The sequence below is a fragment of the Streptomyces sp. cf386 genome (genome assembly GCF_900103585.1).
GTDB lineage: Bacteria > Actinomycetota > Actinomycetes > Streptomycetales > Streptomycetaceae > Streptomyces.
Genome location: NZ_FNHV01000016.1, coordinates 232423 through 254710, shown reverse-complemented (window position 1 = coordinate 254710; position 22288 = coordinate 232423). Strand labels below are relative to the sequence as shown.

The 22288-nt window shown below is 70.5% G+C and carries 18 protein-coding genes; 10 read left to right on the top strand and 8 right to left on the bottom strand.

Going from position 1 to position 22288, the window contains the following annotated elements; genetic code table 11:
- Both BLU79_RS34895 and BLU79_RS34890 read left to right on the top strand, forming a co-directional pair.
- Positions 1 to 1370 (top strand): cytochrome c oxidase subunit I (locus BLU79_RS34895; RefSeq protein WP_093910007.1); only part of this gene is annotated, 1370 nt, incomplete at its 5' end.
- A complete protein-coding gene (locus BLU79_RS34890) occupies positions 1367 to 1690 on the top strand; it encodes a hypothetical protein (protein WP_093909990.1) in 324 nt (107 codons plus the stop codon). The genes BLU79_RS34895 and BLU79_RS34890, both read left to right, overlap by 4 nt.
- Before the next feature lie 7 nt (positions 1691 to 1697).
- Here the strand turns inward: BLU79_RS34890 and BLU79_RS34885 are convergent, their stop codons facing one another.
- Positions 1698 to 3662, bottom strand: a complete 1965-nt coding sequence (locus tag BLU79_RS34885; RefSeq protein WP_177001295.1) for a ricin-type beta-trefoil lectin domain protein — start codon at positions 3660 to 3662, stop codon at positions 1698 to 1700.
- A gap of 201 nt (positions 3663 to 3863) precedes the next feature.
- Between BLU79_RS34885 and BLU79_RS34880 the strand changes: the two genes are divergently transcribed.
- On the top strand, positions 3864 to 5075 hold the full coding sequence (locus BLU79_RS34880) for a glycosyltransferase (RefSeq protein ID WP_093909988.1): 1212 nt from the start codon (positions 3864 to 3866) through the stop codon (positions 5073 to 5075).
- 46 nt (positions 5076 to 5121) lie between these two features.
- Here the strand turns inward: BLU79_RS34880 and BLU79_RS34875 are convergent, their stop codons facing one another.
- The 5 genes from BLU79_RS34875 to BLU79_RS34855 form a co-directional block, all read right to left on the bottom strand.
- Positions 5122 to 5784 carry a TetR/AcrR family transcriptional regulator gene (locus BLU79_RS34875; RefSeq protein ID WP_093909987.1) on the bottom strand — a complete coding sequence of 221 codons (663 nt, stop codon included), beginning with the start codon at positions 5782 to 5784 and terminating at the stop codon, positions 5122 to 5124.
- A 115-nt stretch (positions 5785 to 5899) separates the two neighbouring features.
- Positions 5900 to 7102 (bottom strand): glycosyltransferase, encoded by a 1203-nt coding sequence (locus BLU79_RS34870; RefSeq protein ID WP_093909986.1) that lies wholly within the window; start codon positions 7100 to 7102, stop codon positions 5900 to 5902.
- Positions 7099 to 7887 (bottom strand): MerR family transcriptional regulator, encoded by a 789-nt coding sequence (locus BLU79_RS34865; protein WP_093909985.1) that lies wholly within the window; start codon positions 7885 to 7887, stop codon positions 7099 to 7101. The genes BLU79_RS34870 and BLU79_RS34865 overlap by 4 nt, the downstream gene beginning before the upstream one ends.
- A gap of 65 nt (positions 7888 to 7952) precedes the next feature.
- On the bottom strand, positions 7953 to 9812 hold the full coding sequence (locus BLU79_RS34860) for a cellulase family glycosylhydrolase (RefSeq protein ID WP_093910006.1): 1860 nt from the start codon (positions 9810 to 9812) through the stop codon (positions 7953 to 7955).
- A 73-nt stretch (positions 9813 to 9885) separates the two neighbouring features.
- Positions 9886 to 11883: an elongation factor G gene (locus tag BLU79_RS34855; protein WP_093909984.1), complete on the bottom strand. Its 1998-nt coding sequence runs from the start codon at positions 11881 to 11883 to the stop codon at positions 9886 to 9888.
- 255 nt (positions 11884 to 12138) lie between these two features.
- Between BLU79_RS34855 and BLU79_RS34850 the strand changes: the two genes are divergently transcribed.
- From BLU79_RS34850 to BLU79_RS34830, 5 genes are read left to right on the top strand one after another with little or no spacing between them, the layout of a single operon-like run.
- Complete coding sequence (locus BLU79_RS34850; RefSeq protein ID WP_093909983.1) at positions 12139 to 12609, top strand: (2Fe-2S)-binding protein; 471 nt, start codon at positions 12139 to 12141, stop codon at positions 12607 to 12609.
- A complete protein-coding gene (locus BLU79_RS34845) occupies positions 12606 to 14966 on the top strand; it encodes a xanthine dehydrogenase family protein molybdopterin-binding subunit (protein ID WP_093909982.1) in 2361 nt (786 codons plus the stop codon). Before BLU79_RS34850 ends, BLU79_RS34845 begins: the two co-directional genes overlap by 4 nt.
- A complete protein-coding gene (locus tag BLU79_RS34840; protein ID WP_093909981.1) occupies positions 14963 to 15817 on the top strand; it encodes an FAD binding domain-containing protein in 855 nt (284 codons plus the stop codon). Before BLU79_RS34845 ends, BLU79_RS34840 begins: the two co-directional genes overlap by 4 nt.
- A gap of 15 nt (positions 15818 to 15832) precedes the next feature.
- Positions 15833 to 16708 (top strand): AAA family ATPase, encoded by an 876-nt coding sequence (locus tag BLU79_RS34835; protein WP_256333579.1) that lies wholly within the window; start codon positions 15833 to 15835, stop codon positions 16706 to 16708.
- Positions 16705 to 17826, top strand: a complete 1122-nt coding sequence (locus tag BLU79_RS34830) for a vWA domain-containing protein (RefSeq protein ID WP_093909980.1) — start codon at positions 16705 to 16707, stop codon at positions 17824 to 17826. The genes BLU79_RS34835 and BLU79_RS34830 overlap by 4 nt, the downstream gene beginning before the upstream one ends.
- Positions 17827 to 17911: 85 nt before the next feature.
- Here the strand turns inward: BLU79_RS34830 and BLU79_RS34825 are convergent, their stop codons facing one another.
- The gene (locus BLU79_RS34825) at positions 17912 to 19555 is read right to left on the bottom strand and encodes a B12-binding domain-containing radical SAM protein (RefSeq protein ID WP_093909979.1); all 1644 of its coding nucleotides are present in this window, start codon (positions 19553 to 19555) and stop codon (positions 17912 to 17914) included.
- A gap of 278 nt (positions 19556 to 19833) precedes the next feature.
- Here BLU79_RS34825 and BLU79_RS34820 point away from each other — a divergent pair, with 278 nt between their 5' ends.
- Both BLU79_RS34820 and BLU79_RS34815 read left to right on the top strand, forming a co-directional pair.
- Positions 19834 to 20934, top strand: a complete 1101-nt coding sequence (locus BLU79_RS34820) for an XdhC family protein (protein WP_093909978.1) — start codon at positions 19834 to 19836, stop codon at positions 20932 to 20934.
- An 18-nt stretch (positions 20935 to 20952) separates the two neighbouring features.
- Positions 20953 to 21561 carry an SRPBCC family protein gene (locus BLU79_RS34815; RefSeq protein ID WP_177001294.1) on the top strand — a complete coding sequence of 203 codons (609 nt, stop codon included), beginning with the start codon at positions 20953 to 20955 and terminating at the stop codon, positions 21559 to 21561.
- A gap of 197 nt (positions 21562 to 21758) precedes the next feature.
- Here the strand turns inward: BLU79_RS34815 and BLU79_RS34810 are convergent, their stop codons facing one another.
- Positions 21759 to 22259 (bottom strand): metallophosphoesterase family protein, encoded by a 501-nt coding sequence (locus tag BLU79_RS34810; RefSeq protein WP_093909977.1) that lies wholly within the window; start codon positions 22257 to 22259, stop codon positions 21759 to 21761.
- Positions 22260 to 22288: the final 29 nt, after the last annotated feature.

Sequence of the window (22288 nt, the reverse complement as noted above, 5' to 3'; positions counted from 1 at the left end):
CGAACTGGATCATGCCGCTGCAGATCGGCGCGCCGGACGTGGCGTTCCCGCGGCTGAACATGTTCGCCTACTGGCTGTACCTGTTCGGCTCGCTCATCGCGGTCGGTGGCTTCCTCACCCCGCAGGGTGCGGCCGACTTCGGCTGGTTCGCCTACTCCCCGCTGTCGGACGCGGTCCGCTCGCCGGGCATCGGCGCCGACATGTGGATCATGGGTCTGGCCTTCTCCGGCTTCGGCACCATCCTCGGCGCGGTCAACTTCATCACCACGATCATCTGCATGCGCGCCCCCGGCATGACCATGTTCCGCATGCCGATCTTCGTGTGGAACGTGCTGCTCACCGCGGTCCTGGTCCTGCTCGCCTTCCCCGTCCTCGCGGCCGCGCTGTTCGCGCTGGAGGCGGATCGCAAGTTCGGAGCGCATGTCTTCGACTCGGCGAACGGCGGGGCGTTGCTGTGGCAGCACCTGTTCTGGTTCTTCGGGCATCCAGAGGTGTACATCATCGCGCTGCCGTTCTTCGGCATCATTTCCGAGGTCATCCCGGTCTTCTCCCGTAAGCCGATGTTCGGCTACATGGGTCTGGTCGCGGCGACCATCGCGATTGCGGGTCTGTCCGTGACGGTGTGGGCGCACCACATGTACGTCACCGGCGGTGTGCTGTTGCCGTTCTTCGCCTTCATGACGTTCCTCATCGCCGTACCGACAGGCGTGAAGTTCTTCAACTGGATCGGCACCATGTGGAACGGCTCGCTGAGTTTCGAAACCCCCATGCTCTGGGCCTTCGGCTTCCTGATCACCTTCGTCTTCGGCGGCCTGACCGGCGTCATGCTCGCCTCACCGCCGCTGGACTTCCCGACGTCCGACACCTACTTCGTCGTCGCCCACTTCCACTACGTCATCTTCGGCACGGTCGTCTTCGCGATGTTCGCCGGATTCCACTTCTGGTGGCCGAAGTTCACCGGCAAGATGCTCGACGAGCGCCTCGGCAAGATGACCTTCTGGACGCTGTTCATCGGCTTCCACGGCACCTTCCTCGTCCAGCACTGGCTGGGCGTGAACGGAATGCAGCGCCGGATTCCGGACTATCTGGCGGTGGAAGGGCTCACGCCCCTCAACACCCTGTCGAGTGTGTTCTCTTTCGTGCTCGGACTGTCCCTGCTGCCGTTCTTCTACAACATCTGGAAGACCGCGAAATACGGCAAGAAGGTCGAGGCCGACGACCCGTGGGGCTACGGCCGCTCGCTGGAGTGGGCGACTTCCTGCCCGCCGCCGCGCCACAACTTCGTCGCCCTGCCGAAGATCCGTTCCGAGTCCCCCGCGTTCGATCTGCATCACGGCCCCGTGCCGGAGAGGGAGTTGACCGCTCTGTGAGCATCACGGACAAGTTCCTCAACGACATCGAGGGGCATCTGCTGCTCGCCGCGACCCGCGAGGAGGGCCGTACGGCGGCCGTGCGCTTCAGCGCCCCGCTGCACTGGCTGACGGACGCGCAGCGGGGCGAGGTGGAGCGGCGGTTCGAGGCGGAGTACCTCGCACTCGCCCGCGTCTCCTGGCAGCACACGGCGGAGCGTGCCGGGAGACTGCGGGACGAGTACGAGGCGACGTACCGCGATCTGCGGCGCCGTCTGCTGGCCGGCTGGCTGCTGACCTGCGCCGTGGCATTCGGCGTGCTGGTCGTGTGCCTCGCCTAGGCCGGCGCTAGCTCACCGTCCACTTCTGGTTGTTCTGCCCGTTGCAGGCCCAGAGCACCAGCTTCGAGCCGTTGGCCGTGGCAGCGCCGTACGCGTCGAGGCAGAGCCCGGCGTTGACATTGGTGAGGGTGCCGTCGCTGCCCAGGTTCCACTTCTGGTTGTTCTGGCCGTTGCAGTCCCAGATGACGACCCGGGTGCCGTTGGTCGTGCCCTGGTTGTAGGCATCGAGGCATTTGTTGCCGTACACCACCAGTTCCTTGCGGGTGCTGTTGTACTGCCACACCTGGTTCTGGCCGCCACCGCAGTCCCACAGTTGCGCGTCGGTGCCGTTGGCGATGGTGTTGTCGTTGATGTCCACGCAGCGACCGGACCCGGTCCCCGTGATCAGCGTGCCGTTCTTGCCGGGCAGCGGGCGGACGACGATCCCTCCGAGGGTCGGGGCGCCGGAGAAGGAGATCGTGTTGGTGTTGCCCTTCAAGAGGGAGACGTTGACGGAGATGTTGCCCGGGCTGGAGCCGGTCGGCGGGAAGGAGACCTTGGTGGAGGTCTGGCCGTTGACCGTGAGGGTGGCGGTGCGGGCGGTGGAGGTGTTGTTGGTGTAGGAGACCTCGACCGTCTTCAGACCGGCACTGCCGGCGACCACGCCGGAGAAACTCGACGTGCCGTCGTACGTGCTGGCGGACTGTTCGGTGCCGCCGGTGACGGTGAGCATCACGGAGCCGCCGGCCGGGACGCCGGCGGTGTAACTCGTGCCGGTGGTGGCGACGTTCTGGCGGGCCCACAGGTCGCGGACGGTCGCGGAGGCGTTCGTCAGACCGAGGTCGGACCAGCGCACGGTCATGTTCTGCGTCGTCGAGGTGCGGTTGAGGAGGACGACGGCACGGTTACCGCTGCCGGAGAGGACCTTGCCGTAGACCTGGAGACCGGAGGTGTCCTCGGCGACCTCGACGCCCTGGAGGCCGCGCGGGTCCTGGTCGACCGCGATGACCTCGGGGTTGGTGAGGATGCTCGTCGACTCAGCTGTGAGGGTGGTGAGGTCGACGCCGGCGAGGAGCGGAGCGCCGGAGATCGCCCACAGGCTCATGTGGGAGCGGCTCTGGGCGGCGGTCAGGCCGTTCATCCCGACGACCATCATGTCGGGGTCGTTGTAGTAGCCGGTGTGCTGGGCGGTGGGGTGGATGTTGCGGTCGAAGGCGGTGAGGACGTTGGCGTACGACGGCGTGCCGCCGTGGAAGAAGATGTCCGTGTTCGTGCGCCACATCGGGCCCATGCCCGGCGCCCAGTTCCAGGGGTTGGAGTAGCCCCAGTTGCACAGCGAGAGGGCGAGCGGGCGGCCGGTGGTGGCGGTCGCGGCGGCCACGGCGTCGCTGATCGCCTGGTAGGTCGTCTTCGGGTCGAGGCCCTCGGCGTCACCGCCGCACCAGTCGACCTTCACGAAGTCGAAGCCCCACTGGGAGAAGGCGAGCATGTCCTGCTCGTAGTGGCCCTCGCTGCCCGAGCCGGGCGCGGCCGGTCGACCGGTCGGGAAGTAGTAGCCGCAGCCGTCCTTGCCGGCGTCGGTGTAGATGCCGGCCTTGAGGCCCTTGCTGTGGATGTAGTCGGCGATGGCCTTCATGCCGCCCGGCCACTCCGCCTCGTCGACGGTGATGTTGCCGGCACTGTCCCGGGTGCCCTGCCACCAGCCCTCGTCGATGTTGATGTAGTCGTAGCCGGCCTCGGGCAGCCCCGCCGCCACGAACGCGTCGACCTGCCGCTTGATGACGTTGTAGTCGACCTTCGCGGCGAACGCGTTCCAGGACGCCCAGCCCATGGGCGCGGTGGGCACCGCTATCTGGCGGTTCGTCGTCGCCGCCTGGGCCGGGGCGGGTCCCGCGAACAGCAGGGCGGCCGACGCGGTGAGCGCCAGGACGAGGGCGCGGACGACCGCGGATCTGAGGCGGCGTACGGGACTCATTCGGGGCGGGGGAAACATGCGGCTCCTAAGTGCGGGGGGAACACCCGGCTCGTCCGATATTTCGAACTCGATTCGGAACATCGAACATGTCGCGCTGAAGTTAGAGCCACGAGTGGGTGAAGTCAACGGTCGGGGCAGACCTGAAGTCGCCGTTTCCCACGTCCCGTTGGCCCATGGGGCCGGCCGCGCCGCCATACTGGCCGAGTGCGCGTAGCGATCATGACGGCGGGCTCCCGGGGCGATGTGGCCCCTTACACCGGCCTCGGCCACGCCCTGTCCCGGGCCGGACACGACGTCACCCTGGTGACGCACGGCCGCTTCGAACGGCTCGTGGCGGGGTCGGGCGTACGCTTCCGTCCGCTGCCGTTGGATCCACGGGCCGAGCTTGAGTCCGCGCGCGGGCGGAGTCTGCACCGCAGCGCGACCGGCGTGGGCAAGCTCGTGCGTGTGGTCGGGATGGCGCGCGCCCTGGCCGGGCGGATGACCGACGACATGCTGGCCGCCGCGCGGACCAGCGACGTCCTGCTCCTGGCGGCCTCCACCGCACCGCTGGGGCAGGCCCTGGCCGAGGGACTCGCCCTGCCGAGCATCGCCCTCCCGCTGCAACCCCTCGCCCCCACCCGGGAGTTCGGGCCGCCGATGCTCGGCGTCCGCTCCTGGGGAGGCCTCGGCAACCGCCTCGCCGGGCACGGGGTGAACCTGGCCATCGAGCGGGTCTTCTCGGCGGCCGTACCGGAGGCGCGGGCGAGGCTCGGGCTGTCCCGCCGTGGAGCGACCGGCACACGAAGGGGCCGCGTCCTGCACGGTTTCAGCCCTCTGGTCGTCCCCCGGCCACGCGATTGGCACCCGACCCTGGAAGTCACGGGTTACTGGTGGCCGTACGACGGCGCCGCTCAACTTCCCTCCGCGCTGCGGGACTTCCTGGACGCGGGCCCGCCGCCGGTCTATGTGGGCCTGGGCAGCGCCACCGTGCCCGATCCGGCGGGGCTGAGCGCCGAGGTCGTGGGCGCCCTGCGCCGGGCCGGGCTGCGCGGGGTGATCCAGCGGGGGTGGGGCGGGCTGGAGGCCTCCGGGGACGACGTCCTGACCATCGACGACGTACCGCACTCCGCGCTGTTCCCGCGGATAGCGGCCGTGGTGCACCACTGCGGCGCGGGCACCACCGCGGCCGGGCTGCGCGCCGGAGTGCCGGCCGTTCCCGTGCCGGTGCAGTTCGACGAGGGCTTCTGGGCCGCTCGCCTGGTCGCGCTCGGCGTGGCGCCCCGGGCCGTGCCGCTGCGGAAGTTGACGGCCGAGGCACTGACAGCGGCCGTACGGCAGGCGACCGGCGATCCGTCCTACGCCCGCCGCGCCCGGGCTCTGGCCGACGAGCTGCGCGCCGAAGACGGTGCGGCACCCGTACTCGACGCGGTGAACCGGCTCGCGGGCTGAGCCGCGGCAGACCCGGCCGACTCGACTGTGCGCTCTCGGCCCGGATTCAGGGCCCGGTGACCCTCGGATCCGCCGGCTGGAGGATGCCGAGGAGGAGGCGTACGAGTTCGTCGACGACCTCGTCGAGGGTCGCGTCCACCCATCCCGCGCTCCAGTCGTGCAGCAGCCCGTTGACGCTGCCGATGAACGCGGTCACGGCGAGGCGGTAGTCGCGGGGTGCCGCCTCCCCGCGGGCGACGGCGGCGGCCACCTCGGCGCAGACGAGGTCGATCCACTGGGCGCGGCGGGCGAGGCGCTGCTCCTCCAGGCGCGGGCTGACGCCGACGATCTCGACGAAGGTGATGCGGATGCGGCGCGGGTCGGCGGTGACGTTCGCGGCGTACGCGCGGAAGATCGCGGTGGCGCGTTCGGAGAGCTGCCGGTCGGCCACCTCGGCCGCCGCCGCCAGTACCGCCTCCTCCGACCACCCGTTGACCTGGAGGTGGAGGGCGGCCAGCACATCCTCCAGGCTGCGGAACTCCTCGTAGAACTGGCGGGTCGACAGGCCCGCGGCCTCGCTCAGCGCCGCGACGGTCGTGCCCCGGTAGCCGGGGCCGGCGCCGAACAACTGGAGCGCCCCGTCCAGGAAACGGCGCCGCCGCTCGGCCTGTCGCTCCTTTGCCGACTTGCCGCCGTAGCGGCCGGTGGGCGCCTTGAGCCTGCCCGCCACACTGTCCTCCCACCACCTCGCCGACCCGACGGCCAATCTTGTCGTGTCCGCGGTCTTGTGGAGAAGAGCACCCCTTCCTTACTTTTCAGTAAGTTCACTCCGAAAGCACATATGCTCAGACCAGAGCCTTGAGCACCGCGCCCACCCCGTCCTCGGTCGCCATGTGCCGCGCGGCGATGGAGGCGGCACGGGCGTACGTCTGGCGCCGTACGGCCTGGAGGAGCGCATCGGCGAGCCGCTCGACGGTGAGGGACGCGAACGGGATCGGTGCGGTGGCCGCGCCGATCGACGCCACTCGTCCCGCCCAGAACGGCTGGTCCGCCGTCACCGGCACCGGGATCGCGGGCACACCGGCGCGCAGGGCCGCCGCCGTAGTGCCCGCCCCGGCGTGATGGACGACCGCGGCCACCCTCGGGAACAGCAGCGCGTGCGGTAGGTCACCGATCGTCAGGACGTCGTCATCGCCGTCGACTGCGAGTCCGGCGCTGCCCGTCTGCACGATGCCGCGCAGCCCGGCCCGGTGCAGCGCACGGACGGCGATCTCGCTCAGCCGCTCACCGTGCCCGGCCGCCATGCTGCCGAAGCCGATGAAGACCGGGCGCGCTCCCGCCGCGAGGAAGTCCTCGACCTCGGCGGGCAGCCGACGGTCCGGTGCGACGTACGGCCACCAGGTGCCGACGACGTCGAGTCCCTCACGCCAGTCGGACGGGCGGGGTACGAGCGCCGTGCTGAAGCCGTGCAGGACGGGCACGTTGGCCCGCTCCTGTCGGCGGCGCATCGCAGCGGGAGCCATCGGTGGCAGGGCGAGGCGGCGGCGCAGTTCGGTGACGGCCTCGGTGTAGACGCGGTCGGCCATGCGCAGCGCGAAGCGTCCCGCGGTGCGGTTGCCGAGGCGGCCGCGGGAGCGGGTGCCCATGACGGTGGGCGGGAAGTCGCCGGTCGGGGTGGTGGGTTGGAGGTGGACGCCGATCGTCGGGATGCCCATGGCCTCGGCCACATGCCAGCCGAGCGGAGCCGTGGTGGCCGACAGCAGGAGCAGTTCGGTGCCCGGGTCGATCGCGTCGGCGAATCCCTGGCCCAGCTGGGTGACGAGCACGGCGGCGGTGCGCATCAGTTCACGTCGGCCCTCGACTCCGCCCTGGGAATGCGGGCGGGTGGGCAGCCCCCTGGACTCCAGCCCGGCCTCCCGTACGAGGGGCGCGAAGGGGTCGGTCGTGACCACGGTGACGTCGTGCCCGGCGTCGCGCAGGCCGGCTCCCAGCCCCGTGTACGGAGCCACGTCACCTCGCGATCCGGCGGCGGCGATCAGGATCCTCAACTCTCCTCCTCTGGGTCCGTCCGGCGGGCCGCGTTCGCATGGACGGCCTTGCACAAGTAGGCGGCGAGGCCCGGCCGTTGCTGCGAGGGCGGGACGACGAGCGCGAAGGCGCGCGGGTCGGCGGCGAAGTCGTCCGCGATGCGCCGGTGCATGTCGGGCGGACAGGTGGTGAACCAGCGGGCGATGTGCAGCCGGTGCTCCTCGGCGAGGTCCATCGCCCGCTCGCTGTCGACGGGCTCCCCCTCGTCGAAGGCCGCGAGCAGCTCCACGCGCCAGGCGGCGGCCTCGCCCATGAGCTGCCGCCAGTCCTCCTTGGTGTGGGCGGCGGCGCGCGCCATCGACTCCTTCTGCCCCGCCGAGTCCTGCCACTTGAGCTGGGCCTCGGTGGCGTAGCTGAGGTCGAAGCCGATCTCCCCGAAGACCTCGAAGCGCTCGGCGGGGGTCAGCTCCACGCCCGTCTGCTGGACCTCGATGGCCTGCTCGGCGACCTCGGCCAGCCGCTGGAGCCGACCGATCTCCTCGCCCAACTGCCGCAGCCGAGACCGGAGTTGCTCCAGGGCGTTCGCCTGCGGGTCCTTCAGGATCTCGGCGATCTGGTCGAGGGAGAGGCCGAGTTCGCGGTAGAAGAGGATCTGCTGGAGCCTGGCCAGATCGGCGTCGCCGTACAGCCGGTAACCGGCGCCGCTGCGGCCACTGGGCGAGAGGAGTCCCGCCCGGTCGTAGTGGTGCAGCGTGCGCACGGTCACCCCGGCGAAGGCCGAGACCTGCCCCACGGAGTAGCTCATTCACCTGCCCTTTCGTCGAGGTACAGCGTGCAGCCTGACGTAAGGGCAGGGTCAAACGGCGGTTCCTATCCGGCGTTCTGCGCGGCCCAGGCAGAGAGTTCGGACCGTGCGGCGTTCAGCACGGCTGTCGAGGGCGCACTCGCCCCGTTCGTCACCAGCGCGTAGTGCAGCACCCCGGAGTCCGAGTCGGTGAGCAGGAGGCGACGGCTGCCCGTGCCACCCGGTTCGGCGGCCACCCCGACCGGGGTCGTAGAGGTGTACGACGGCGGCGAGTACACCGTGCCCAGGTCGGACACCACCGTGGTCGACCCGGTCGGGAACGAGGCCGGAAGGTGCAGCTCGGTCGGCGCCGAGCCGCTGTTGGAGCGCCACACCAGCAGCCCGTACTGCCCCGATCCCACCAGCTGCGCCACGTTCGGCAGCGAGCCGGGTACGGGGTTCCAGGTCAAGGTCGTCGAGCCGTCCCGTGAGCGGTCCTCGTAGGTGAAGGCGACGGTCGTACCGGATGTGGCGCTCGGATAGATCCGGTCGAGCAGCCGGGCGTCCTGGCGGAGCACCGGTGTGCCGGAGTCGTCGAGGCGGACGGCGGACAGGTCCTCGCCGTTCCAGGCGTCGCCGTCGGTCTGCACCTTGTCAGGGTTGTCGTTCATCAGCTCGTGGTGACGGCCGTTGTAGATATCCCACTGCCACTGGGAGCCGGAGAGGACGGGACCGGAGCCCGACGGGTTCGACCACCAACTCGCGCCCTTCACCCGGGAGTCGAGGGCCTGGTACATCGCCTTGTAGACCGTCGGCGCCTTGTCGGAGACGGATCCGGTGAGCGGATGCCCGAACTCGCTGATGATCGCGGTCGTCCCGGTGGCGGAGGCGCGGTCGCGGACGGTCCCGAAGTCGCCCACGTACTGCCCGTTCTCGGCCTTGCCCCACATGAAGACGCCGGAGATGGCCTTCTGGTCGTAGAAGTGGGTGTTGAAGACGTAGCGCGGGCCGAGCGTGCCGGCGTCCAGGAGTCCGCCCTCCTCCTTCTGGAAGTCGATGTTGGCGTTCCAGAAGAGGTTGGGCTCGACGAAGGCCGGCTTGGCCTGCCAGCCCGCCGCGTCCATGCGGGCCCGGAACTTGACGTAGAAGGGCCACAGCACGTCCTTCTCCCACGTCCGGCTGGTCTGGCCGGAGTCGTAGGTGCCCGCGTGCGGCTCGTTCCACGGGTCGAACCCGACGACGCCCGCGAACTGGGCGGCGGTGAGGTTCTGCTTCATATACGTCATCGCCTGCTGGGCGGTGTCGAGGAAGGCGTCCTGGAGGCCGTACTCGTTGTGCCAGAAGTCGTACGTCGACTGCTTCACGGCCTCGTTCGAGGTGATGTTCTGGCCCCAGAACGGGCAGATCCCGCAGTACTCGTCCGGGTAGTCGCCGAGGTCGACCGCCCACTTGGGGGCGCCGTCGCCGGTGTACCAGCTGTCCGAGTCGAACAGCCAGCGGGAGTAGAGGTCCTGGTGGAAGTCGGGGTACACGCGGATCCCGGCGTCCAGGAACGCGCGGATCTGGTCGGTGGCCTTGGCGAGGTAGGTGGTGTCCACCTGGCCGCGCACGGGCTCCGCGTAGGCCCAGGAGAGCAGGAAACGGACCGAGTTGCCGCCGCCCAGCGCGCGCAGCGCGGTCGCGGACTTCTTGGCGTCGGCGGTCGACGCGAAGGGCAGACCGTTGTTCTCCTTCAGCTTCGTCTCGCCGGAGACGTTGTAGCCGCGCAGCACGACCTCGCGGCCGTTGCCGTCGGTGAAGCGGCCGTTCTGCACGGTGAGGGGGGTTTCGTCGAACCAGAGGGAGCCGGGAAGGGTGGCGGCGGTGGCGGGAGTGGGGCCCGCCACCGTCAGGGATCCGAAGAGGACGACCAGGACAACGAGCAGACGCGTCCGGATGTTCGGCATGTCCACTACAGTCCGGTGATATCAGGACACAGTCAACACCCCTGACTCTGGAGTAAGTCCCGCCCCGGCAAGCTCAGTTGCCCACTCTGCGCGTCAGGTTCAACAGGTACTCCCTCCGGTTCAGCGGATTGAGGTCGGTGCGCCGGCGCTCGGGTTCCGTGCCGCGGGCGGCCGGTGCGTAGTGGTCGAAGGCGCTCTCCAGCTCCCCCTCGCCGCGGGTCAGCCCTGGCAGTTGCTGCTCCAGCTCGTGCACATGGGCCACGGGCACCGCCCCCTCCAACGAGCAGGAATCACCCCGTGTCTGAGTCGTCTGCGGCACCGCGCGCAGCCTGGCCAGCACCGGCAGCAGGGCGGCCAGGGTGTCGGTCGGGGCCTCGATGCGGAAGCGGTGCATCGGCTCGTGGACCTGGGTGCCCGCCCGGCGCAGGGCCTCGATCAGGACCAGCGGGGTCAGGCCGCGGAAGTCGTAGCCGGTGCTGGACATGCTCTTGTCGAAGCCCTGGTGCGCGTGGCTCTGCCGGGGCGAGTAGCCGGAGTGGGTCATGGTGACCGTGCAGTCGGGGACCTGCCAGCCGTGCAGGCCCTGACCGAGGGTCTCGCGGACGGTGTCCTCGACGGCCTTGAAGAAGGCGTACGGCATGGAGCCCAGTTCCACCTCCAGCCGGAAGCCGACTCCGGATCCGACCGGCGCCGGGTCGACGCGCAGGCCGACCGTCGCGAGGAACGGGTTGCCGTCCTTCTTGTTGAACTCGACCGCCGCACCCGAGCCGACCGGCCGCTCGATGCACAGCGGTGTCGTCTCGTGGAAGGTGACGTCGAGGCCGAACTCGTCGGCGAGCGTGGCCTGGATGACCTCCTTCTGCACCTCGCCGTAGAGGGAGACGAAGGTCTCCCGCCGTACCTCGTCGTGGCGCAGGTCGATCAGCGGGTCCTGCTCGGCGAGACGGGTGAGCGCGCGGTGCAGGGCCCGTCGGTCCGTGCCGCCGGCCGGGGCGACGATCGTTTCGAGGGTGGGCGGCGCGAAGTAGTGCCCGTACGCCTTGCGGGGTTCGCCGATCGCGTCGCCGATCCTGATGTCGGACAGGCCCCACAGTCTGGCGATCCGGCCCGCCGTCACCTGGTCGTCCCTGATGTCCGTGCCCTGGTCGAAGACGCTGATCGCGGTGATCCGGCCCTCGGCGCGGGAGTCGCCGGTCCCGCCCGTCTCCCCCGGGGCGCCGAAGGGGATGCGGTCGCGGGTGCGCAGGGTGCCGGAGAACATGCGCGCGTAGGCGACCTTCTCCCCCGCCGGGCCCCGCGCCACCTTGAAGACGGTCCCCGAGGCCGGTCCCTCGACGTCGCCGTCGGCGGCGGGCAGCAGCTCCCTGATCCCGCCGATCAGCGCCTCGACGCCCGCGCCGGTGATGGCGGACCCGAAGTACACGGGGTGGACCAGCGCCTGCCGGGTCTGGTCGGCGAGGGCGGCGCGGAGGTCGTCGTAGGAGACCGCGTCCTCGATGTACGCCGTCAGCAGCTCGTCGTCGTGGTCGGCGAGGACGTCGAGTGCCGACGGCGCGAGGCCGGGGACGAAGCGGGCGTCACGGGTGCCGAGGCCGTCGGCGGTGCCCATCGGTACGACGGCCGCGGTCAGCCGTTCGGCGACGGCCCGCAGGACGGCGTCGGAGCGCGCCCCGCGTCGGTCGATCTTGTTGACGAAGACGAGCGTGGGGATACGCAGCCGCTGCAGCGTGCGCATCAGGACGCGGGTCTGGGGCTGGACGCCCTCGACGGCGGACACGACCAGCACGGCGCCGTCGAGGACGCCGAGCACCCGCTCCACCTCGGCGATGAAGTCGGGGTGGCCGGGGGTGTCGATGAGGTTGACGGTCACGTCGTCGAGGGCGAACGAGACGACGGCGGACTGGATGGTGATGCCGCGCTGCCGCTCCAGCGCGAGGGAATCGGTCTGCGTGTTCCCGGCGTCGACGCTGCCGATCTCGTCGATCACGCCGGCCGAGTGCAGCAGGCGCTCGGTCAGGCTGGTCTTACCGGCGTCGACATGGGCGAGGATCCCGAGGTTGAGCAAGTGCACGAAGCGTCATGTCCTTCGATGAGGGGGTCGTTCCTTCCGGGGTGGACATGAACGCAGAGCGCATCGGTGCTCCTCCTTGCGTGCCGACGGGACCCGTGAAGTGCACCAGGGAGGGACCTGGGCAGGCAATGGATTAACGCTCAACGAACCCTGCCGCAGCACTCGCCGTCACCCCGGAGCCGCCATAGAGTGACGTACATCACGCCCGGCCGATGTTTCCCTCTCTTATCCACCCGATCGGTCTCTGGAGGGCACATGACCCACATCTCGCTGAAGGTGGACGGCACGACGTACGAGGACGACGTGGAACCCCGTCTCCTTCTGATCCACTACCTGCGCGACCGACTCGGCCTGACCGGCACCCCGATCGGCTGCGACACCTCGAACTGCGGGACCTGCACGGTCGACCTCGACGGCGAGAGCGTCAAGAGCTGCTCGGTGCTGACCGTCCAGGCGGACGGGGGCGAGGTGACCACCGTGCAAGGGCTCGCCACCGACGGGGAGTGGACCGACTTGCAGAAGGCGTTCCACGAGGAGCACGCCCTGCAGTGCGGCTACTGCACCCCGGGCATGATCATGGCGGCACGCGATCTGCTGCGTGAGCACCCGCACCCCACACCCGACGAGGTGCGGCACGGCCTGGAGGGCAACCTCTGCCGCTGCACCGGCTACCAGAACATCGTGCAGGCCGTCCTGGCCGCCTCCGAGGAGGAGGTGACGACATGACAGAGACGGTGCAGCGGGAGGTCGGCCGCGCCCGGCCCCGCAAGGAGGACGCCCACCTGATCACCGGCCAGACCACCTGGACGGACAACATCGTCGTCAACGGACTGCTGCACTTCGCGCTCCTGCGCAGCCCGATGGCCCACGCCCGCATCGAGCGCGTCGACGTCTCCCCCGCCCTCGAACGCCCCGGCGTCATCGCCGCGTTCAGCGGCGCCGACCTCGCCGAGGGCCTCGGCTCGATGCCCTGCGTCTGGCCGGTGACCGAGGACATCGTGATGCCCGACCACCCGCCGATCGCCGTCGACGAGGTACGCCACGCGGGCGACGCGGTGGCCGTCGTCGTGGCCCGCGACCGGTACGCCGCCGCCGACGCGCTGGAGGCGATCGAGGTCGACTACGAGCCCCTGCCCCCGGTGCTCGACCTGGAGGCCGCGCTGGAGCCGGACAGCCCGCTGGTGCACGCCGACAAGGGCACCAACCGCTGCTACACCTGGCCGCTGAAGACGGGCGAGGACTTCGACTCCGTACGGCGACGGGCCGAGGTGACCCTGAAGCGCCGCTACCACCAGCAGCGCCTGATCCCCAACGCCATGGAGCCCCGCGCGGTCGTCGTCACCCCGGTCTCGGCCTCCGGCGAGTACACGCTCTACTCCTCGACCCAGATCCCGCACATCGTGCGCGTCCTGATGTCCATGGTCACCGGCATCCCCGAGAACAAGATCCGGGTCATCGCCCCGGACGTAGGCGGCGGCTTCGGCTCGAAGCTCCAGGTGTACGCCGAGGAGGCCATCGCCCTCACGGTCGCCCGGCGCCTCGGCCGGCCGGTGAAGTGGACCGAGTCCCGGTCCGAGGGCTATCTGGCGACCCACCACGGGCGCGGCATGATCCAGGACGTCGAGATCGCCGCGAACCGCGACGGCAAGGTGCTCGGCCTCAAGGTCGACCTGCTGGCCGACATGGGCGCCTACCTGATGCTGATCACGCCGGGCACCCCGCTGCTCGGGGCGTTCATGTACCCGGGCATCTACAAGATGGACGCCTACGATTTCACCTGCACGGGCGTCTTCACGACCAGGACGCCGACCGACGCCTACCGCGGTGCCGGACGCCCCGAGGCGACGTTCGCCATCGAGCGGACCATGGACGAGCTGGCCGTCGAACTCAGCTTGGACCCGGTCGAGTTGCGGCGCCGGAACTGGATCCGGCACGAGGAGTTCCCGTACACGAGCATCGCGGGCCTGACCTACGACAGCGGCAACTACGAGGCGGCGACGGCCAAGGCCCTGGAGCTGTTCGACTACGACAAGCTCCGCGCCGAACAGGCCGACCGCAACGAGCGGGCGGACACCGTACGGCTCGGCATCGGCGTCTCGACGTACACCGAGATGTGCGGCATCGCACCGAGCCGGATCCTTAAGGATCTGCGGTACGCGGCGGGCGGCTGGGAGGCGGCGAGCATCCGCATGCTGCCCACCGGCAAGGTCGAGGTGGTCACCGGTACCAGCCCGCACGGGCAGGGCCATGTGACCTGCTGGGCCCAGATCGCCGCAGATGTGCTCGGCATCCCCTTCGACGACGTCGAGGTGGTGCACAGCGACACCAGGGCGGCGCCGCAGGGCATGGACACCTACGGCTCGCGGTCAGTGGTGATCGGCGGGATGGCCGTCCACCACGCGGCGCTGAAGGTGGTGGACAAGGCCCGCAAGGTGGCCGCCCATCTGCTGGAGGCCAGCGAGCAGGACCTGGACTTCGCGAACGGGGTCTTCTCCGTGAAGGGCTCCCCGGAGGCGCGCAAGACCATCCAGGAGGTCGCCTTCGAGACGTTCTCCTCGCACGACCTGCCCGACGGCATGGAGCCCACCATCAACGCCGAGCACCTGCTCGACCCGGACAACTTCTCCTTCCCGCACGGCACCCACCTGTGCGCGGTCGAGGTCGACACGGAGACCGGGCAGGCCCACATCCGGTCGTACGTCTGCGTCGACGACGTCGGTCGGGTGATCAACCCGGTGATCGTCGAGGGGCAGATACACGGAGGGCTGGCGCAGGGCATCGCGCAGGCGCTGTACGAGGAGGCCGTGTACGACGAGGAGGGCAACCTCGTCTCCGGCACGATGGCGGACTACCTGGTGCCGTCGGCCGCCGACCTGCCCGACTTCGTGACGGACCGGACGGAGACGCCGGCGACCTCGAACGCCTTGGGCGTCAAGGGAGTCGGTGAGACCGCGACGATCGCCTCGACGCCCGCCGTCGTCAACGCGGTCCTGGACGCGCTGCGGCCGCTGGGCGTGACGGACATCCGGATGCCCTGCACACCCCAGCGGGTCTGGAAGGCGATCGAGGAGGCACGGTCATGATTCCTCCGGCATTCGACTACGCCCGTCCGACGAGCGTCGCCGAGGCGGTCCGCGCGCTCGCCGAGGGCGGTGAGGACGCCAAGGTGCTGGCCGGCGGGCAGAGCCTGCTGCCGCTGCTGCGGATGCGGCTGGCCTTTCCCGAGGTGCTCGTGGACGTCGGACGCGTCCCCGAGCTGCGCGGAGTACGCGAGGACGACGGCACACTCGTCATCGGCGCCATGACCACCCACCACCATGTGCTCCACGACCCGCTGGTCCGCCGCCACGCCGGTCTGCTGGCCGCCGCCACGGCCACGGTCGCGGACCCTGCCGTACGCCATCGCGGCACCCTCGGTGGCTCCCTCGCGCACGGCGATCCGGCCGGGGACCTGCCCGCGGTGGTACTGGCCCTGGACGGCGAGCTGGTGGCGGTCGGCCCCCGAGGCCGGCGCGTCATCCCGGCGCGGGAGTTCTTCGTCGACTACCTCCAGACCGCGCTGGCCCCCGACGAACTACTTGTGGAGGTGCGGGTACCCAAGACGGACGGCTGGGGCTTCAAGTACGAGAAGTTCCACCAGGTCGCCCAGGCGTGGCCGATCGTCGGCGTGGCAGCGCTGGTGCGACGGAACGACGGGCACATCGCGGAGGCCCGGGTCGGGCTGTCCAACATGGGCAGCACGCCCGTGCGCGCGGCCGCGACCGAGGAGGCGCTGACCGGCGTCTCCGATCCGGACGCCGTGGCACAGGCCGCCGGGGAGGCGGCGCAGGGCACCCGGCCCTCGCAGGACCTCTCGGCCTCCCCCGAGTACCGGGCGCACCTGGCCCGGGTGCTCACCAAGCGGGCGGTGCTGGCGGCCGCCGGGATGGGGTGAGCGACGATCACCGGCATGGACGGTCCGGAGCAGGTGCGGGCCCGCCTGGAGGAGACGGGGTACCTCGTCGACGACGGGCTGGCCATCGCCTGCTTCCTGGCCCTGCGGCTGGGCCGGCCGCTGTTCTGCGAGGGCGACGCGGGCGTCGGCAAGACCGCGCTCGCGTCCGCCCTCGCCGAGGCGCAGGGCGCCCCGCTGATCCGCTTGCAGTGCCATGAGGGCATCGACGCCTCGCAGGCCCTGTACGACTGGGACTTCCCGCGCCAGCTGCTGCATCTGCGGGCGGCCGAGGCCGCCGGTGTCACCGACGCCGACCGGCTGGAGAGCGAGCTGTACGACCGGCGTTTCCTGGTGGCCCGGCCGCTGCTCAAGGCGCTGCAGACGCAGCCGTCGGTGCTGCTGGTCGACGAGATCGACCGTGCCGACGACGAGTTCGAGGCGTTCCTGCTGGAGCTGCTCTCGGAGTTCTCGGTGACCATCCCGGAGCTCGGCACGCTGCGGGCCGAGAAGCCTCCGGTGGTCGTGCTGACCTCCAACCGCACCCGCGAGGTGCACGACGCGCTGAAGCGGCGCTGCCTGTACCACTGGTTCGACCATCCCGACTTCGCCCGCGAACTGGCCATCGTGCGGCGGCGGTTGCCGCACGTGTCGGCGCGGCTGGCCGAGCAGGTCACCGCCCTGGTGCAGCGGCTGCGCGGCCACGACCTGCTCAAGCCGCCGGGTGTCGCCGAGACGATCGACTGGGCCGAGGCCCTGGACGCGCTGGGCGCGAGCGAGGTCGACGCGGAGCTGGCGACGGCCACGCTGGGGTCGGTGCTGAAGTACCGGGAGGACGCGGAGCGGGCGCGCGGGCTGGACTTCGCGGCGGTGCTCGCGGCGCGAGGGGCGTGAGCGCCGTGCTCGCCGGGGACGCCGCGCTCCTCGGCTTCGCCCGTGCCCTGCGTGCGGCGGGAGTCGACGCGAGTGCCGAGCGCGTGCACACGTTTCTGTGCGCGGTGGATGTGCTGCGGCCGGGGATGCGGGCGGACGTGTACTGGGCGGGGCGGTTGACGCTGTGCGGGGACCGGGACGACCTGGAGCGGTACGAGCGGGTCTTCGCGGCCTGCTTCGGGGGCGAAGAACCCGTCCAGCGGCGTATGGCCCCGGCGCCCGCACCACGTCTGCGGCTCGTCGTGCGCGATGCGGAGACCGCACGCCGTACGCCCGGAGCAGCCGACCCCGCGGCCCCGCCCGCAGCCTCCCTCGCCAGCTCCGCCGAGGTCCTGCGCCACCGCGACATCGCCGAGCTGGACCCGGCCGAGCGAGCGGAGGTGCGCCGACTCCTGGCCGCCTTCGCATTGCGCGGCGAGGCCCGGCGCTCCGCGCGACGGCGCCCGCATCGGCGCGGTCCCGTCGATCCGCACCGCACCGTACGGGAACTGCTGCGACACGGCGGTGAGCCCGCACTGCTCCGACGGCACACCCGCACCGAGGTGCCTCGCCGGGTCGTGCTGCTCGTGGACGTCAGCGGCTCCATGTCGCCGTACGCCGACGCACTGCTGCGCTTCGCGCACGCCGCCTCGCGAGGCGGCCGTACGGAGGTGTTCACGATCGGCACCCGGCTGACCCGGGTCACACGCGAGCTGTCGCACCGCGACCCGGACCTGGCGATGGCGGCGGTCGCGGCGGCGGTGCCCGACTGGCGCGGGGGTACCCGGCTGGGCGAGCTGCTGCGGGCGTTCCTGGACCGCTGGGGACAGCGCGGCATGGCGCGCGGCGCGATCGTGGTGATGCTGTCCGACGGCTGGGAGCGGGGCGATCCGGAGCTGCTCGGGTCCCAGATGCGCCGCCTGCACCGACTGGCACACCGGGTGATCTGGGCCAACCCACGCAAGGCCCGCCCCGGCTACGCGCCCCTGGCGGCCGGGATGGCGGCGGCGCTGCCGAGCGTGGACGCGTTCGTCGAGGGGCACAGCCTGGGGGCGCTGGAGCGCCTGGCGGGTGTGGTGAGGGGGGCGAGCGAGGCGTGAGAACGTCCGTTGGCTTTGTACGGCTGCGGGGCGGGACCGCTGGCGACGGTCGGCTTGGCGGCGCCTGGCTGTTCGGGGGCGGGAGCTATCGAGAGGTGGCCGATGCGGTCACGCCGTGGCTTGCGAGTCGGGCGAGCAGGCCGGCTCGCCGGTCGGTGGCCGCCGCCGGGTCCGGGAAGTCGGCACTCGCCATGCCCAGGCGGTCCACCAACTTCTCGATCACGGAATTCTCGGCGACGGTGCGGTCCGGAAGCAGTGGCAGCTCGTAGTCGCGCTGCCAGGTCCGTTGCATGGCGCGGTCGTTCTTCCAGCGGACCTCGCGCAGGGTCTCCAGTTGGAGCCGGCGGGCGGTGGCACTGTCCATGCCGTTGTGCGACCAGTTCCCGGCGTCGCCGTCCGCGTCGAACACCTCCAGGTTGAAGCGCTCGGCGTCCTGCCATACCGGCATCGTTTCGTCGTTGAGCATGAAGGCGTAGAGGGCGAAGTGGCCTTCGTACTCGTTGACCAGGAAGCTTTTCGTGTCCTCGAACAGGTCGGGACTCTCGCCGGGGTAACCGACGATGAACGAGATGAAGTAGTGGATGGGGCTGTGCGCGAGCAGTTCGAACGCGGTGCGGTTCGCCTGGGCCTTCACCTTCTTGTTCATGTACGTCAGCGTGGTGTCGTTCATCGACTCGAAGCCGATGGCCAGTGCCTTGCAGTGGGCCGCTTCCAGCGCGTCCACGACCGTCCGGTCGCGTATCGAGTTGGCGCGTGTGTACGCCTCCCAGGCGACCCCGGTCTTCGTCAACAGCGGTAACAGGGCCCGCAGACGGGTGGGCGGCACGGTGAAGGTGGAGTCCAGAGCCTTGATGTACTGCGCTCCGTACTCGTCGCGGTAACGGGCGAAGTCGCCCGCGATCTTCTCAGCCGACTTGTAGCGCCACTTCGGGGACGCCGCGGGGAACGAACAGTACTTGCACGTGAACGGGCAGCCACGCATCGACTCGTAGGGGATGACGGGGAACCTTCCCGCCGGGGCGGGCGAGGGCAGCGCCTCCAGGTCGGCGTACCGGATCCCGGTCAGGCGTATGCGACCGGTGTCCTCGTCGCGCCAGACCAGGTTGGGTATGTCGGCCACTGACTCCTTCCTGCGCATGGCATCGAGGAGCAGCGGCAGAGCCACTTCGGCGTCGCCGCGGACCACGTACCGAACGAACGGGTGAGCAGCCAGGATCTGCTGGAACTTCAGGTTGCTGTACTGGCCTCCGAGGACGAGCGCCGCCGCCGGGAACCGTTCCTCCACCCAGGCGACCGCCTTGGCCAGGGTGGCGCGGTCCCAGATGAACGTGGTCGACAGCAGGACCGCGTCGTAGGTACCGGTCGGCTCGGTGGGAGAACCGTTCCAGATGCCCTCGACGGGGAAGTGGTCGTGGTCGGTGCCCGCGGCCTCCAGGATGGCGCGGACAGTGAACGTCGTGAGGTGGGGTGCGGTCGCTGCCTCCTCGTCCTTTTCCACGTGCTGGAGCCTGACCGACGAGACCGCTCGTATCTGGCTCGCGGTCTCTCGCGGTCGCAGCAGGGGCAGGCGCCTGCCGTTCGCCTCGGCGTGGAGCGAGGTGAGTTCAAGGATCTCCCTGGACCGGTCGCGGAACCTGCCGGGGTCGGCCAGGGCCTCGAAGGTGGAGCCGGCCAGGAGTAAATGGTTGGGATACTCGGGCCCGAGTCCTGAGATCAAGAGAACGTTCATGGTGCCTTCCTCCCTAATCGCGCTCGATTACGAAGAGAGCCCCGGATCACAGCTCAGCGAAATGGAAATTTACGGCGCGGAACGGCGAGACAGAAGCGAAGGGAGGCAAAGCAAAGGTCACCATCTCCCCAAGAAGTTTAACCTTCATCAAAATGGCCGATTTCATTCCGCCCGCGCAGTCCGCACGCGTGCCTCGCAGCCGGTTTGCATCGATACTTCTGACAACAGGCATAAACGGCTCGGAGGCCTGATCGTCTCGTCAGAAAGCGCCCAAGAACATGCGTGAGATTCTCCCGGCGCTCGCCGGCTGGTACGCGGACCGGGCGCCCTTCGGACTCGCCACGGTGGTGGCCACGAGCCGCAGCGCCCCCCGTGACCCCGGTGCCGCGATGGCGGTCGGGCCGGACGACGAAGTCGTGGGCAGCGTGTCCGGCGGCTGTGTCGAGGGGGCCGTCTTCGAGCTCGCGCAGGAGGTCGTGGCGAGCGGCGAGGCGCGGCTGGAGACCTTCGGGTACAGCGACGAGGACGCGTTCGCGGTGGGGCTCACCTGTGGCGGGGAGATCACCCTGCTGGTGCGGCCCGTCACGGCCGAATCGGATCCCTCCTTCGGCGAGGTCGCGGAGTCGGTCGCGGCGGGCCGTCCGGTGACCGTGGCGACGGTGACCGACGGGCCCGCGCCGCGCGGGGCGACGCTGGTGGTGTGGCCGGACCGGGTCTCCGGAACGCTCGGCGCGTCCGGCCTCGATGTGGCGGTCACCGCCGACGCGCGCGGCGAACTCGCCCTGGGCGCCACGGGGTTGAGGCACTACGGCCCGCACGGTGAACGCCGCGAGGACGCCGTCACCGTCTTCCTGCACTCCTTCGCCCCGCCGCCCCGCATGCTGGTCTTCGGCGCGATCGACTACGCGGCCGCGGTCGCCCGCATCGGCGACTTCCTCGGCTACCGGGTCACCGTGTGCGACGCCCGCCCGGTCTTCGCCACGCCGAAGCGCTTCCCGGAGGGCGTGGAGGTGGTCGTGGACTGGCCGCACCGCTATCTCAGCGGCACCGACACCGACGAGCGCACGGTGATCTGTGTGCTCACCCACGACCCGAAGTTCGACGTGCCGCTGCTGGAGGAGGCGCTGCGGCGCCCGGCGGCGTACATCGGGGCGATGGGCAGCCGCCGTACGCACGAGGACCGGCGGAACCGGCTCGCCGAAGCCGGGCTCGCCGAGGGCGAGTTGGCGCGGCTGCGCTCCCCGCTCGGGCTCGATCTCGGGGCCCGTACGCCCGAGGAGGTCGCCGTGTCCGTCGCCGCCGAGATCGTCGCACTGCGGTGGGGCGGCACGGGAGTCCCGCTGACCGCCACGGCGGGCGCGATCCATCCATCGTCGTAGCAGCCGGTTGGAGGAACCATGGAGCTGCACCACGAGTTCACCGTCCCCGTCCCCGTCGACGAGGCCTGGCGCACGCTCCTCGACATCGAACGCGTCGCGCCCTGCATGCCCGGGGCGAGCGTCGAGGAGTACGACGGCAAGACCGTGACCGGCGCGGTGAAGGTCAAGGTGGGTCCGATCACCGTGACGTACAAGGGCACCGCGGTCTTCGAGGACCAGGACGAGACGGCGCACCGCATGGTGCTGATCGCGAGCGGCCGGGAGACGCACGGCCAGGGCACCGCACGGGCCACGGTGACCGGCACGCTCAGCGAGCAGGACGGCGGTACGGCGGTGTCGGTGCGCACGGATCTGACGGTGACCGGGCGTCCGGCGCAGTTCGGGCGCGGGGTGATGGCCGAGGTGGGCGACCGGCTGGTCGGGCAGTTCGCCATGTGCCTGTCGGAGCGGCTGGCCGAGCCCGAGGGGAGTGCGGCGGTGGCCGAGGAGCAGCGGGACGAGCCGCTCGATCTGCTCCGCACGGCCGGGGTGCCGGTGGCGAAGCGCGTGGGGGCGGCCGTGGTGGCAGTGGTGGTGTGGGTGCTGGTGGTGGCACGGGTACGGCGGTGGCGAGGCGGGCGTAAGTGACCGCTGTCAGGAAGCGAGCGCAATTGACTGCCGTCAGATGGTGTAAGCCCGGCGTGAGGGGGTAGTCGCGCCACAACGGAGGCATCCGTGCCTCCGAGTCACAGCCTCTGAGCGGGAAGGGGGTCCATGACAGCGCATGAGCAGCGCCGGGCCGCTTCCACACGGACGGAGCGGCCCGGTCTTTGTCGCCCGGGCCGTCAGCGCTGAGGCAGCCGGTGCAGTTCCACGTCCATGAGCGCACCCTCTCCCACGGTCGCGGTCATGTAGGTGCAGTGGGGCTGTCGGCGGCGGTCCGTCGGGGAGCCGGGGTTGAGCAGACGCAGGCCTGAGGGGGCGGTGGTGTCCCACGGGATGTGGCTGTGCCCGAAGACCAGGACGTCCAGGTCGGGGTAGCGGGCGGCGCAGCGTGTCTCGCGCCCTTGGGCGGGGCCGGTTTCGTGGACCATGCCGAAACGCAGGCCGCCGAGGTCGACGTACGCCACTTCGGGGAGCCGGGCGCGCAGCTCGGGTCCGTCGTTGTTGCCGTGGACGCCGACGAGCCGGGCGCAGCGGCTCTCCAGCAGGTCGAGCGTGGCCACGTCGACCCAGTCCCCCGCGTGGAACACCACGTCGGCGCGCGGGAGTTCGGCGAGCAGCACGGCCGGCAGTTCCTTGGCGCGCTTGGGCAGGTGGGTGTCGGACATCAGCAGCAGACGCACGCCGTCAGGCTACCGGCGGGGAAGATCAC